The 13,770-nt window shown below is 40.0% G+C and carries 12 protein-coding genes; 9 read left to right on the forward strand and 3 right to left on the reverse strand.

What is annotated here, in order from left to right; all coding sequences use genetic code 11:
* Window positions 1–533: 533 nt before the first annotated feature.
* On the forward strand, window positions 534–707 hold the full coding sequence (locus NON16_RS20145; RefSeq protein ID WP_257351215.1) for a hypothetical protein: 174 nt from the start codon (window positions 534–536) through the stop codon (window positions 705–707).
* Window positions 682–1,527 carry a prohibitin family protein gene (locus NON16_RS20150; protein ID WP_257351269.1) on the forward strand — a complete coding sequence of 282 codons (846 nt, stop codon included), beginning with the start codon at window positions 682–684 and terminating at the stop codon, window positions 1,525–1,527. The genes NON16_RS20145 and NON16_RS20150 overlap by 26 nt, the downstream gene beginning before the upstream one ends.
* A gap of 89 nt (window positions 1,528–1,616) precedes the next feature.
* Here the strand turns inward: NON16_RS20150 and NON16_RS20155 are convergent, their stop codons facing one another.
* Window positions 1,617–2,861: an esterase-like activity of phytase family protein gene (locus tag NON16_RS20155; RefSeq protein WP_257351216.1), complete on the reverse strand. Its 1,245-nt coding sequence runs from the start codon at window positions 2,859–2,861 to the stop codon at window positions 1,617–1,619.
* Between the two features lie 383 nt (window positions 2,862–3,244).
* Window positions 3,245–3,586 carry a hypothetical protein gene (locus NON16_RS20160; protein WP_257351217.1) on the reverse strand — a complete coding sequence of 114 codons (342 nt, stop codon included), beginning with the start codon at window positions 3,584–3,586 and terminating at the stop codon, window positions 3,245–3,247.
* Between the two features lie 414 nt (window positions 3,587–4,000).
* On the opposite strand from NON16_RS20160, the gene NON16_RS20165 reads away from it, so the two are divergent.
* From NON16_RS20165 to NON16_RS20195, 7 genes are all read left to right on the forward strand, one after another.
* Window positions 4,001–5,566, forward strand: coding sequence for a fatty acid--CoA ligase (locus NON16_RS20165; protein WP_257351218.1), 1,566 nt, complete (start codon window positions 4,001–4,003; stop codon window positions 5,564–5,566).
* A gap of 112 nt (window positions 5,567–5,678) precedes the next feature.
* Window positions 5,679–7,301 carry a long-chain fatty acid--CoA ligase gene (locus tag NON16_RS20170; protein WP_257351219.1) on the forward strand — a complete coding sequence of 541 codons (1,623 nt, stop codon included), beginning with the start codon at window positions 5,679–5,681 and terminating at the stop codon, window positions 7,299–7,301.
* 516 nt (window positions 7,302–7,817) lie between these two features.
* Complete coding sequence (locus NON16_RS20175; protein ID WP_257351220.1) at window positions 7,818–9,245, forward strand: alanine/glycine:cation symporter family protein; 1,428 nt, start codon at window positions 7,818–7,820, stop codon at window positions 9,243–9,245.
* A gap of 13 nt (window positions 9,246–9,258) precedes the next feature.
* Window positions 9,259–9,570: an MGMT family protein gene (locus tag NON16_RS20180; protein ID WP_257351221.1), complete on the forward strand. Its 312-nt coding sequence runs from the start codon at window positions 9,259–9,261 to the stop codon at window positions 9,568–9,570.
* 181 nt (window positions 9,571–9,751) lie between these two features.
* Window positions 9,752–10,480, forward strand: coding sequence for an SDR family NAD(P)-dependent oxidoreductase (locus NON16_RS20185; RefSeq protein ID WP_257351222.1), 729 nt, complete (start codon window positions 9,752–9,754; stop codon window positions 10,478–10,480).
* A 1-nt stretch (window position 10,481) separates the two neighbouring features.
* The gene (locus NON16_RS20190) at window positions 10,482–11,567 is read left to right on the forward strand and encodes an S-adenosylmethionine:tRNA ribosyltransferase-isomerase (RefSeq protein ID WP_257351223.1); all 1,086 of its coding nucleotides are present in this window, start codon (window positions 10,482–10,484) and stop codon (window positions 11,565–11,567) included.
* Window positions 11,542–11,889, forward strand: coding sequence for a VOC family protein (locus tag NON16_RS20195; protein ID WP_257351224.1), 348 nt, complete (start codon window positions 11,542–11,544; stop codon window positions 11,887–11,889). Before NON16_RS20190 ends, NON16_RS20195 begins: the two co-directional genes overlap by 26 nt.
* Window positions 11,890–12,088: 199 nt before the next feature.
* Here the strand turns inward: NON16_RS20195 and NON16_RS20200 are convergent, their stop codons facing one another.
* The gene (locus NON16_RS20200; RefSeq protein ID WP_257351225.1) at window positions 12,089–12,904 is read right to left on the reverse strand and encodes a GNAT family N-acetyltransferase; all 816 of its coding nucleotides are present in this window, start codon (window positions 12,902–12,904) and stop codon (window positions 12,089–12,091) included.
* Window positions 12,905–13,770: the final 866 nt, after the last annotated feature.

Below are 13,770 nucleotides of genomic sequence, written 5' to 3' on the forward strand. Positions count from 1 at the left end.
TCCGTATAAGAACTTAATGGAAGAGATAGTTGTTTCCGTATCATCGTATCCACCCACTAAAATTTGATACTTAAATTATACAGTAAAAAAGGTATAATTCCCTCGATACATACAAGGAATTATACCTTTTCATCATTTATGGAACTTTTTCAGTGACCTCTACATTACAGGGGTTGTTTTTTTGCGAGTAAAGAAAGTATAAAAGTTTGCGGCATGGATGTAATGTCCAGCTTCAGCGCCCAACCACTTGGATCACTTCAGGCCTCCTGCGGCGGCAACACACTGAAGTACTTCATGTATATTCCCACGCAGGGCCAAACTCGTTTGGGCCGAGCCTCCTCGTCGGTCTTCCAGTGACCTTCGTGGCTAAGCAGGGCGCTTCCGCTTTTCTTATTTTGAACATGTAAAAAAGTAAATCCGATCATTACTAATTCCTTTCTTCGATACAATGAAAGAGGGCAGTATTAAACGATAAAAGAAAATGAAACCTTTACCTTGATAATTCGTAAATATAGGTGATGGGAGGGGATGACATGAAGGTGTTTATAGGCTCAGTTATAATTGTTATTTTGCTTGGTATCGGTCTATGGCTTTTGTTGTCACCTACATATAAAAAGGTAGGTAGTACTGCCAAAAAGTATAAGAAATTCTGGGGGGAAACAGAGAATGGAAACAGTACAGATGCCAGAAAAAAAGAGACCGAATAGCAATCGGAAAATAATCGGTGGAATTATCATTGCTGTTGCACTTGCATTAATCATTGGTGTTGGATCGTTATTTATTGAAAAAATTCAAAATGGTTATGTAGGTGTTGTATATAGTCCAAACGGTGGTGTCCAAGAAGAGACGTTAGGTCAGGGGTGGCATATAGTAGGTCTGTTTGATAAAGTCACACGATATCCAGTGCGAATGCAAACGGTACAATATGATGATATCCAAGTCGCAACTTCAGACGGTAAGAACATTACGATGGATTTTGCTTACAACTATAGTATTCAACCCGATAAAGTAGTCGCTTTATTTAATAAATTTGGACCTGTAGAGGTATCTGAAATAGAGTCTACATATTTACGAACAAGGCTCTGGGACGCTGGACGTAAAGCAATCGCTAAATATTCAGTAATCGAAACGTATGGTCAGAAATCTGCTGCTGCTGGTATGGATGTACAAAAGGTATTTTCCGAGGATGTTGGAGATTTAGGTTTTATCATAGACGATCTAACACTTGGTGTACCAAAGCCGGATAAAGCGACACAAGAAGCGATCAATGCAAGAGTGACAGCTTCTCAAGAACTAGAACGAAAACAGACTGAGTTGAAAATTGCAGAAGCTGAAGCAGAAAAGAAACGAATTGAAGCAAAGGCGACGGCTGATTATAATAAAATAATTCGAGAATCAATGACACCTGAAGTGATTCAATACATGTGGATCCAGAAATGGGATGGACAAATGCCAAAGGCTACCGGAACAGGCAACCTCATTCAAATTCCAATTGGTGATGAACCGGCAGCACCTAAGAATCAATAAATTGTAATTTACAAAACAACCTTAATTTTAATTTTAGGGTTGTTTTTTTTATTTCGGATGAAGATTTGATTTCTGTAACTAACGCATCATTATTTTTCAGGTAATACTTCTAGTGCAATAAACTGTGTCACTTGGGAATTATTAAAATTATTATCCGACACTACGACAAGGCTATCATGTCCGTTCTTCAGTTTCTTTCCCCATGCCATGCCTTCAATATTGTCGAGTTTGGATAATCCCAGCTCATTTAAGTTAAGAACTAACTCTTTGTCAACAGAAACAAAATCTTTATCTTTAATCGATTCAAACCTACTTATATCGGTGGCATTTTTCGTATTTATTTTATATATGCGAATGTGATTTTTGAAGCTTCCGTCAGCTGCTTGTACCGCTGAGCGTTCAAGGATTAGAAATTCATGCTCATTGATTGCTAGAATGTCTGTCACACCGTTATCGGCAAATTTTCCGGGTCCTGGCTTTGCAGGTATGGCATCTATGTTGTACGCGTATTGTGCGATGACATTGCCGTCTCTATTGTATTGAGTGAGACGTGAAACAGATCCGGAATCTACGGTTGGGATGTTGTCATCCTGAAGAAGAGGTCCTTCCATTGCTGTCCAGAAGGAAAGTCCATCTATAGAAAAGGTACTTCCTTCAAGTGCAAGATTATTGCGGAATCCTTTCGTTGATTGATCATCCATTTTTGCATTTTCAGGCAAGGGTAGTCCCGATAAATACTTTCCTTTCACAGTAGCGTGACGGATGACAGGATTCTGACCAAGCGCCCTGTCTCCCTCACTGGTATACCAAATTCCGCCATTCCTAGGATCTATACGTATCGATTCAAAATCCGGAACATAGCCTTCTTTGTCAGAACTATATGTTTTAGAACTAGGGTAGAGGGATCCATTCGGTTGTCGTAAAAATGTCACGCCAGTAAAGTGAACAGATTTAAACCCTTTTAAACTATATTTCAATTTTCCAGTGTAAAAACGTGCAGAATTGATTTCAGACCTGTCATCACTAACTATGTACCACTTTTTCTTTTTAGAGTCATAGGTTAGACCAGAAAGACCGCCAACTACAGTTTCTTTATATTTTGTGTCGTTGGAAACGATTTTTGATCCTAGTAATCTCAGCTTATCCACCGAGTGAACAGATTCCCGGTCTTTTCCCCTTTTACTAGGTTTCTGATGAAGCTTTTCACTGATATTCTTTGTCGCTTTCTTCGAGTAATGGCTCTTATTATCATCCGCTGACGCTGCTCCAAAAGAATATACGAGTAAAAAAATCGCAACCATACTTGTGGCTAATACTTTGACAACTCTGCTCATTCAACTTTCCCCCCTCTATTAAAATACGATTCCTCTATTACCTGAAAGTATAGTTAATTAATTGGCTGTACTCAACGGTCCTAACGCTCATTTTACGAAAATAACATAAAATAAATATCTCCTTAACATTAGAGTTGGTAATTTAGGGTGACCTGTGGAAAAAATCGTTTCAGAAAAAGGACTGACACCAGGTTCTACTGGGTCAGTCCTTGTCTTTACACGTATAGAAAGTATAAAAGTTTGCGGCATGGATGTAATGTCCAGCTTCAGCGCCCAACCACTTGGATCACTTCAGTCCTCCTGCGGCGGCAACAGCCTCCTCGTCGGTCTTCCAGTGACCTTCGTGGCTAAGCAGGGCGCTTCCGCTTTTCTTATTAACTATATTAACATGGCATCGTTTCTTCTTTACTGTTCTTCAAGTTATTCAACTTGCTCCATACTTCCATAAACCATTCTCTGTCTTTGGTAAGTAGGGCAATATCAATGAGGTTCGCGAGATATCCTTCTTGATCGTCGATTGACTTTGGCAACGGTTCGATGCGATGTACGAATGTTTCAATCATTTTTCCAATTATTTCTTTATGGTCTGATATAGTGACATATAGTTGAATTGTTCCGTTTTGTGGATGAATCGAATGAATATACCCCTGGATCATTTCGTCATTTATTGTTTTCCCTTTTACCCATTCACCAGTTTGAAAAATCGGTAGTTGAAGATTACTCATTTCAGATTCCCCCTATCATTATGATAAAAATGAATTGCAACAAGTATTAAGATTCTAATGATGTACTATAATAACCTAATACCCCAATTTTAGCAATTGTAATCCTATTGTCATAATATTTTAAATAAACAATATATAAATAATCTTCAAGGTAGGAATTTCCCTCGTACATGTGGAATAAGACAAAAGAACGAATTAAGTGTATTCAGCTAAATCTATTCAAACCAAACCTCATACTATTCATCCTACCTAATGGTACAAATTATTCACTTAAGAAAAATACCAAGAGTCAAATACGACAATGAATATAAAACCTAAATATCCTGCTTCTTGAAAGCGTTTACTTAATTGCGATCGATTGGAATAGATTATGAATATCGCATGCTCTAAAAAGAGTAAAAGGAGGAGACGTTCATGTATGTAACGATTGGTAGGTTATTCAACCAGACGGTGCAAAAGTTTTCAAATAAAGAGGCAATTATTGATGCAGAAACGGGGGAACGTTGGACTTTTAATCAGTGGAACGATGAGGTGAACAAGCTCGCAAATGCATTGATTGCCTCAGGTGTTCGTAAGGGAGATCGGGTATCAACGTATCTGTTTAATGCACCAGAGCTTGCTGTGGCTTTTTTCGCCAGTGCCAAAATTGGAGCTATATTAAATCCGATTAATTTTCGTTTAAAAGCAAAGGAAGTCGCCTATATTCTCGAAGATGCGAACCCCGCGATCCTCTTATTTGAAACCGCCCTTGAACCGAATGTCGCTGAAATTTATAACGAGTTCCCGGAAACCTCATTCTGGTGTATTAGCCCAGACACTCCAACTTATGCTGTTAATTACCAAAAACAAGTTAGTGAAGCACAATCCAAGGAACCGAATATTGAGGTTCACGAAGATGACCCATACGCAATTATGTATACGAGTGGGACGACAGGACGGCCAAAAGGTGTCGTGCATCGTCACCGAGATATGGTTGAGCAAAGTCTCGTTTGCGCAGCTGTCAAAAAGCTTTCGGCTATTGATCGAGGATTAGTAGCTGCTCCGATGTTTCATTGTGCGGAATTGCACTGTTGTTTCCTGCCAAGGATTCACGTAGGTGCATCGAATGTGATCATTCATCATTTTGATCCAGTTCACGTTTTAAAATCTATAGAAAGTGAAAAAATTACTGAAATGTTCGGTGCGCCAACGATGTGGAATATGATGTTACAGCAAGAACTCAAAACGTATGATCTAAGCAGTTTAAGGCTAGGTCTTTACGGGGCGGCACCGATGGCTCCTGCACTTGTTAGATCGTGCAAAGAAAAGCTCGGAATAGACCTTGTTCAAGCATATGGAATGACTGAGATGGGACCTGCAATCACCTTTTTAAACGAGGATGAGCAAATTTCTAAATCAGGTTCTGCTGGTAAAGCGTGTTTTAATCATGAAATTCGGATTGTTCGGCCGAATGAGCATGGTCCATCTGATCCTATGGATGTGTTGCCACCAGGGGAAATTGGAGAAATCATCGTTCGAGGACCAAGTATGATGGTCGGTTATTATAATCGGCTAGAGGCAACCAATGAGGCAATGCATAAGGGCTGGTACCATTCCGGGGATTTAGGTTATTTAGATGAAGAAGGGTATTTGTATATAGCCGATCGAGTAGACGATATGATCATTTCTGGAGGAGAAAATGTTTATCCGAGAGAGGTGGAGGATCTTCTCTATGAGCATGAAGGCGTTCTTGATGTCGCGGTTCTCGGAACTCCCGATGAAAAATGGGGAGAACGTGTAACTGCTATTATTGTAAAAAAAGATCCTAGATTATCTGAAGATGAACTTGACCAATTTTGTAGATCAAGTCGTACATTAGCAGGTTTTAAGAGACCGCGAAGTTATATTTTCACGGAAGAATTACCCCGTAATGCAAGCGGGAAAATCCAGAAGTTTTTACTTAGAAACGAATTCAAGAAGGATAAAGAATCACAACGGTAAGAACGGAAGATAGATGGTCTAGTCTAATGTTAAAGGAATGAGTTAGTGGTTGGGCAAGGATTGCAGCCCTTCTTAGTACAAATAGATTAACCATTCAAGGGAGGAAATTACTATGATGATGAACATTCCACTTACGCTATCAGCAATGGTCGAGCATGCAGAGAAGTATTTTTCCAAAAAAGAGATTGTTTCACGAACAGCCTCAGGAATTACAAGGTTGACGTATGGTGAGTCTGGAAAGCGGATTCGTAGATTGTCGAGTGCGTTAACAATGCTCGGGATGAAACAAGGGGATCGAATTGGCACATTCGCATGGAACCATCACCGTCATCTCGAAGCCTATTTCGGCATACCTGGAATTGGGGGAATTCTGCATACGATCAACATTCGTCTGTCCCCAAACCATATTTCGTACATTATTAATCACGCAAAGGACAAGGCGCTATTAATTGATGCAGAACTGCTTCCTCTAATTGAAAAAGTGAAGGATGAACTTACTACAGTTGAAGCCTTTATCATTATGACGGATGAAAAAACCTTACCGGAAACAACAATTGAAAATGTGTACCACTATGAACAATTGATTGAACAAGCGGATGATCGTTTTGAACTTTTAACGAATATAGATGAAAATGCGCCGGCAGGTATGTGTTATACATCTGCAACTACAGGCAATCCAAAGGGAGTCGTTTATACGCATCGTGCCATCGTATTACACTGTATGGCATTAGGATTAGCAGATAGTGCTGCGATTTCCGAGTCAGACGTTGCGATGCCTGTTGTTCCAATGTTCCATGTGAACGCATGGGGTTTACCGTTTGCGGCTCTCTGGTTTGGTACGACACAAGTTCTTCCAGGCCCGATGGTTACACCTACTATTCTAGCGGAGTTGATCGAACAAGAAGGGGTTACGATAACCGGGGGTGTTCCGACAATCTGGATGGCTCTCTTAAAAGAACTCGATACAGGAAAATACGACACAAGTAGTTTGCGAGCGGTATTATGCGGAGGGGCTGCTGCTCCAAAAGGTATGATTAGAGCGTTCGAATCAAAGCATAAAATCCCATTTATCCATGCGTACGGAATGACAGAAACGAGTCCGCTTGTGACCTTCTCGAGACTTAAAAGCTACCAATCAGATCTAGAAGAAGAGGATCGCCTAGAGGTCCGCAGTAAGCAGGGCTATGTCGTTCCAGGTGTTGATATGAAAGTGATGGGTCCAAATGGTGATGTGAAATGGGACGGAAAAGAAATGGGCGAATTACTCCTGAGAGGAAATTGGGTCGCGGATGAATATTATCAAGATGAGCGGACGGATGAGGCGTTTCGAGATGGATGGCTTCATACCGGCGATGTTGTAACCATTGACGAGGAAGGCTCTATTAAGATTGTGGATAGGACGAAAGATTTGATTAAAAGCGGTGGAGAATGGATCTCTTCAGTAGATATCGAAAATGCCTTAATGACCCATAACAGTGTATTCGAAGCTTCTGTGGTTGCTATACCCCATGATGAGTGGCAAGAAAGACCAATTGCATGCGTTGTTTTAAAAGATGAAATGAAAGGAAAAGTAACGAAGGAAGAGCTGTTGGCCTTTTTAAAACCACAATTCGTCAAATGGTGGATACCCGATGACATCGTGTTTATGGATGAAATCCCGAAGACATCAGTTGGAAAGTTTTTGAAGAGGGCATTACGTGAACAACTGAAAAAGCAGATGAATACGACAACCTAAATAAAGAAAACTTGGCTAGCACCAAGCCTTAGCGCTGGTGATCGCCTTAGTCCCTAAAGGGATGACCTAAAGGCCCTTGCTTTATACTATAGAAAGTATTTTTATACTTTCTTAACGTATAAAGAAAACTTGGCTAGCGCCAAGCCTTAGCGCTGGTGATCGCCTTAGTCCCTAAAGGGATGACCTAAAGGCCCTTGCTTTATACTATAGAAAGTATTTTTTATACTTTCTTAACGTGTGAAAAATGAAGGATAGATCAAAGTGAGATGATCTATCCTTCTGTTTTTAGAAGTTAAAAAAACTAGGATAGGGGCTATATCTGTATCGATCGTATTGATAAGTTCCTTGAGTTTGTCCGTATCCTGTAAATGGACAATACATATTCACTCCATCTGAATCGTACCTATATTTTACATGTAAAAATCAGTTCTTGTGTTATACAATAGAAAGGTCGGTTTATAAGAGAGAACTAGAGAATAATCAACTAGAGAATTACAGATGAAGAGGTGAAGAATTATGGCATGGTTAGAAGCCATTGTATCGTGGGGAAATAACATTCTTTGGACGTATGTACTGATTGCAATGCTCATTATCCTAGGTTTATATTTTTCCATTCGAACGAAATTTGTTCAATTCCGCTTAATTGGGGACATGGTGAAACTGCTAGGGGAAGGCGCGACTGCTTCTGGGGATAAAAAGAAAAAAGGGGTATCATCATTCCAAGCCTTTAGTATTAGTACAGCATCTAGAGTTGGAACAGGAAACTTAGCGGGTGTTGCTCTAGCAATATCGCTTGGAGGACCTGGAGCAGTATTTTGGATGTGGCTCATTGCATTAATTGGTGCAGCGTCTGCATTTGTAGAGAGTACGCTTGCACAGATCTATAAGGTGAAAGACGATTTTGGATTCCGCGGCGGTCCTGCATATTATATGGAAAAAGGGCTAAACAAACGCTGGATGGGGATTCTTTTCGCAATTCTGATTACGTTTACATTCGGTCTTGTTTTTAACGCGGTGCAAACGAATACGATTTCACTAGCCTTTGAAAATTCATTTGGGATCGACCGTTATGTGTTTGGTATTGTCATCAGTATCATTACTGCGATTATCATTTTTGGCGGGATCAAACGGATTGCACGTGTTGCAGAGGCGATTGTTCCGGTTATGGCAGTTCTTTATTTATTGCTCGCACTTTATATTATCGTTGTGAATATTTCGGAGATTCCCTCTGTCATTCAGCTGATTGTTAGTAGTGCATTTGGTCTAGAAGAAGCAATTGGCGGTGGTATTGGTGCGGCCTTGATGAATGGAATCAAACGTGGTCTGTTTTCGAATGAAGCTGGTATGGGTAGTGCACCGAATGCTGCTGCAACAGCCAGTGTGTCACATCCTGCTAAGCAAGGCTTGATTCAAACGTTAAGTGTTTTTACGGATACGATCCTCATTTGTAGTGCAACAGCATTCATGATTATTTTATCCGGTGTATATCAAGGATCTAGTGATGGTATTCAACTTACCCAAGATGCTTTAACGACACACGTAGGTGATTGGGCAGGGATTTTGATTTCGGTTTTCATTTTCCTATTTGCCTTCAGTTCAGTCGTCGGGAACTATTATTATGGGGAAACGAACCTTGAATTCATTAAGCCGGATAACAAAAGTTTGATCTTAATTTATCGCTTAGCAGTTGTCGGAATGGTTATGTTCGGTTCCATTGCTAAGATTTCAATTGTTTGGAGTCTAGCAGATTTGTTCATGGCGTTAATGGCTGTCGTGAACTTGATTGCGATTACGATGCTCGGAAAAATTGCCTTTGCCGCTCTGAAGGATTATCTAGATCAAAAGCGTGCTGGTAAAAATCCTGTTTTTAACCCGAGGACGATCGGTCTGAAAAATACCGAGGTTTGGGATGAGGTATCAAAGGATTATTCCACTGATAAATAAGAGGGAGTGACAGATGACTCCATTTACGAAAAAAGTGATTGAACTTATCAAAAATATTCCCGAGGGTAAAGTGATGACTTATGGGCAGATTGCAAGACTAGCTGGAAGTGCTAGAGGAGCGCGGCAAGTTGTTCGAGTACTACATTCATCAAGTAAAAAGTACAATCTTCCATGGCATCGAGTCATCAACTCAAAAGGAGAAATCGGGTTCCAGGATGACGAAGGATTCAATGTACAAAGGCTCTCTTTGGAAAGTGAAGGTATTGAATTTATTTCAGAGAAAAAGCTTGATTTGAAGCGGTATCGATATAATCCAGAAAACTAACTACCACAATTTTTTAACTGTGGTAGTTCATCCTATCCTACATCTAAAGTCTGAGTAAGGTCTTACGTTTTTAGTAAGGCCTTTTTTGTATGTAAAGTTCCATCCACGTTCCGACGATATTGCTCTTGTTCTGATTTACACTTAAATCAAGATAAAAACAAACCTTTTAGGAGTGATATAAATGAATACAAAGCAAGTTGTGATGATAACTGGAGCGTCAATGGGACTAGGAAAGGCAGCAGCAAAAGCATTTGCAAGACAAGGTGCAGATCTTGCCATTTGTGCAAGAGGAGAAGTGAAATTGATGGAAACCGCAAAAGAATTAGAAGCACTCGGAGCTGATGTTCTTGCGGTTACGGCTGATGCCTCAGATCCTCGTGATATTGAGCGGTTTGTTTCCCTTACAGAGTCGAACTTCGGAAGAATCGATGTATTGATCAATAATGCGTCATTTCTTGGACCAAGTCCGATTCCGTTTCTTGCGGACTATCCATCGGAAGATTTTATAGAAGTATTACGTGTAAATGCAGCGGGTCCATTTTATGTCACCAAACGGGTATTACCGGGGATGTTACAGCGTGGTGTTGGGTCGATCATTAATGTGACCTCAGAAGCTGGGAATGTTGGCTATGCTGGATGGGGTGCATACGGTGTATCGAAATTTGCACTCGAAGGACAGACAGAAATCTGGGCAGATGAACTCGATGGAACCGGTATTCGAATCAATATGATCGATCCAGGGGAAATGGACACGGAAATGCATGACCGTGCAGTCCCTGATTGTGACTACGAACTGGCCGATCCTGAACACCTAACAGATGTTTTTCTATACCTCGCATCGGATGAAGCGAACAACGTGAACGGAAAACGATTAGAAGCACAAAATTTCACAGTAGAAAGCAGGGATTAACATGGCACTAGCTGCAAGGGATCCAATCCATTTTGATCTACCAGGTGAATTAAATGCATCGATTCCGGCGGAAAGACGCGGAGTAAACCGGGATCATGTACGGTTGATGATCTTAGATCGTAACAATGGCAATACGTACCATGATCAGTTTTATAAATTGGAAAATTACTTGAAGGTAGGTGACCTGCTTGTTCTCAACACCAGTCGAACCCTTCCAGCCGCTTTTACAGTGGAATTAAAGCGAGCGAAAGGCGTCAATGTAAAAGACGTCGAGCTTAGACTTGCACAACGAAAAAGCAATTCAGTTTGGAAAGTGCTGGTTGTCGGTCAAACGGTTCAGCAAGGAGATGAATTAACTTTTTCACCTACACTCCGAGCACGAGTCCGTACCTGCAATCCAAAATCACCGCTCGTGACGATTTCATTTTCAAAGCGAGGGAATGACTTGTACGATCAATTATACAAGCTTGGGGAACCGATCCGCTATGAGTATATTAAGGAAAACTGGACGCTCGATTACTATCAAACCGTGTATGGAACGGTACCGGGTTCAGTTGAAATGACCTCAGCAGGGAGAGCATTCAGTTGGGAAATGCTGTTCCGTCTAAAAAAGAAAGGGATTCAGATTGCTACAATCACACTTCATACAGGGCTGAGCTATTTCCTAAATGATCAATGGAAGGTAGGTCCAGCTGAAAGTCTTGAAGAATATGAGGTGCCTGGAGATACGGCAGAATTGATTCGTAAAACGAAGGAACAAGGAGGGAGAGTCATCGCAGTTGGTACCACGGTTGTCCGAGCACTTGAGTCAGCGGTTGATGGAAACGGAAGATCTATCTCACAAAAGGGATGGACAAATTTACACATTCATGGAGACTTCGAGCTGCAAATCGTAGATGGTTTGATCACTGGGTTCCATGAGCCAGAAGCAAGTCACCTCGATATGCTGTCAGCCTTTGTTCCGCAACTCATTTTAAAAACTGCATACAAGGAAGCCGTTGATCAACGCTATCTATGGCATGAATTTGGAGATATGAATCTGATCTTGGGGAGACGTTCGGATGAAATTCCATCACTTGGGTATTGAAACGACAGACTTAGAACGATCAATTTCCTTTTTTAAACGGTTTGGTTTTCAAGTTGAGCAAAAAGTAACCCTGATGGGGGAATCGCTTGTCTTTCTAACTCTTGATGATTTTAGATTGGAACTCACCCAAGTTGAGTCTTTAGGAGAAAGTACAAGCACGATCCATTTTGCTTTGGAAGTAAAGGACCTCGAACAGTCATTGGAAAAGTTGGGAGAGGACATCGTAGTAAACGAAGGTCCATATAACCTCGAGAACGGCTGGAAAACCGTATTTATTATCGGCCCAAACGGTGAAAACATCGAGCTTTTACAAGTGAATTAATTTATCAAGAGGATCACGCAAATTGGATGTCTTGAACAGTTTAGATAAAGTCCTTTACTTTGGACAGTATAAAGCCGCATTCTTCCGTTGAAAACTGCGGCTGTTGCGCATTACAATCCGGGATTTGTGATAAAAAGTGTTATATCATAGCCCCCTTTTCTTTAACAAATACCAGTTTATATATGATGTATAAAATTAATTATATTTCCTCCCAAATCGCATTGGTGTAAGCAATTTTCATCCCAGCTCGTTCCATATTCTTTTGGCTCACACTTCCATATGCAGCTTGTCCAACTATTAAATTACAGTTAAGCTTAATTGCTGTTTCTATACGTTTATTTATTAATGCACTTTGGACCCCTTTGTTCCTTAGTTCTGGAACTGTAGCTGATGCAGCTAAGGTTCCAATCCCATTCTTCACAAATAGTACTCCAACTCCAGCAGGCTCACCTTCTACACTTGCCACATAAAATGTCCAATTGTCTTTATCATCAAGGACCTTATTGTTTTCTGTAACATGCTCCTTTAAGAACGAAGGCATATTAAACCCTTTTGTATAAATTTCTCCAAAAGTATCAAATTCATCTTTCTTAATTTCCTCTATACGTATTGATGAATTCAATTCTTTATTTAAAATGAGGTCGACATTTAAATTTCGGTAAAGAGCCGTGTGGAATCCGCTATGAAAATACCCCTTTTTACTCAATGTTCTTAGGAGGTCTGTAGTAGAATTGGCTGGAGTAAGTTCAAAACGGGCAGGAATATCTCTTTCTAAGTAAAAATCTAAGATGGAGTCAATATCCTCAACATCATTATTACTAATCCCTTTAACAGTGTTGAAAGAAGGACCTGGAATATTTTTCACTGAAAATACGAATGCATTCCTGAATTTTCTAATTTCAACACCCATTGGATTACCTTTTATTTCTTTAACTGCTTTTAACCTATCTTCTAATGTGTCTATTTCTGATTGTTCAATTAGTACAGCGTTTTCCTTTGATAATACAAAAGACATAAATTCACCTCAGATTATATTTTATTAAAATTACTTTTTCCACAATCCAAAATTTGTTGAATAAGGCTATGTTAAATCTTAATTTATGACATTCGAAACAAACTGCCTATTAAACATCACTGTACTTTAATTCAATAAAAAAGGCATTTCTCCTTTTTGAAAAAATGAATAGTTCAATAAGAAAAGCAACATGAGATGACAGCTTGCCCTTTAAGTAACCAACCCTTCGTATATGCAAATCAGTTTTCCTCATCAAAATAATTTTGGATTATTAGTAAAAAATGTGTAAAATTCTCCTTTCTTCTAGTGCTGTTTCTAACTATACTTCAAAATTACTAGCAATTATTCTCTTGGGGGGGTATGAACCCTTATGAATGCCACTTCTCTTTCAACATGAACAGTGGTATACTAATCTGGCGATGAGCTAATTTTGCATAAGACGAGATTGACACGCCTTTTGGGCAATGCACTATGTGGAGTGCTGTCTCTCGCGGCAAAACGCACAAAAAGACGTCCTATTGGGCGTCTTTTTTCTACGATACGATCCTTTGAAGGTATTTATCATACTTTAAGTTAACTAAACTTTGAACTACTAACTGCCAATCTTTACTATCACTTCTAATTCAAACTGCTCTTTTCTTGAATAACTTACAATTTCAAGATGAAGGGTGGAATGCTTGGTTCACTGACAAAACAACCATGAATGGCATGCTGACGGGACAGGAGAAATTCAGTTTCGGTGGGAAAGTTTCGGTGTCAATCAAGAAGATTATGAAGATGGCGGGAAGATCGTGGAGGCCATTCTAGGAAAATCATTTGTATTCCAATGGGCCCCTGGAGAAGGCAATACTACAAGTTCCGTTTAC

The organism is Pseudalkalibacillus decolorationis, assembly GCF_024609785.1.
GTDB classification, from domain to species: Bacteria; Bacillota; Bacilli; order Bacillales; family Fictibacillaceae; genus Pseudalkalibacillus; species Pseudalkalibacillus decolorationis.

Coding starts and splice junctions, on each gene's coding strand:
- NON16_RS20190 (WP_257351223.1), top strand. CDS start 10,482: ATGGCACTAGCTGCAAGGGATCCAATCCATTTTGATCTACCAGGTGAA.
- NON16_RS20165 (WP_257351218.1), top strand. CDS start 4,001: ATGTATGTAACGATTGGTAGGTTATTCAACCAGACGGTGCAAAAGTTT.
- NON16_RS20175 (WP_257351220.1), top strand. CDS start 7,818: ATGGCATGGTTAGAAGCCATTGTATCGTGGGGAAATAACATTCTTTGG.
- NON16_RS20160 (WP_257351217.1), bottom strand. CDS start 3,586: ATGAGTAATCTTCAACTACCGATTTTTCAAACTGGTGAATGGGTAAAA.
- NON16_RS20145 (WP_257351215.1), top strand. CDS start 534: ATGAAGGTGTTTATAGGCTCAGTTATAATTGTTATTTTGCTTGGTATC.
- NON16_RS20180 (WP_257351221.1), top strand. CDS start 9,259: ATGACTCCATTTACGAAAAAAGTGATTGAACTTATCAAAAATATTCCC.
- NON16_RS20170 (WP_257351219.1), top strand. CDS start 5,679: ATGATGATGAACATTCCACTTACGCTATCAGCAATGGTCGAGCATGCA.
- NON16_RS20150 (WP_257351269.1), top strand. CDS start 682: ATGCCAGAAAAAAAGAGACCGAATAGCAATCGGAAAATAATCGGTGGA.
- NON16_RS20200 (WP_257351225.1), bottom strand. CDS start 12,904: ATGTCTTTTGTATTATCAAAGGAAAACGCTGTACTAATTGAACAATCA.
- NON16_RS20155 (WP_257351216.1), bottom strand. CDS start 2,861: ATGAGCAGAGTTGTCAAAGTATTAGCCACAAGTATGGTTGCGATTTTT.
- NON16_RS20185 (WP_257351222.1), top strand. CDS start 9,752: ATGAATACAAAGCAAGTTGTGATGATAACTGGAGCGTCAATGGGACTA.
- NON16_RS20195 (WP_257351224.1), top strand. CDS start 11,542: ATGAAATTCCATCACTTGGGTATTGAAACGACAGACTTAGAACGATCA.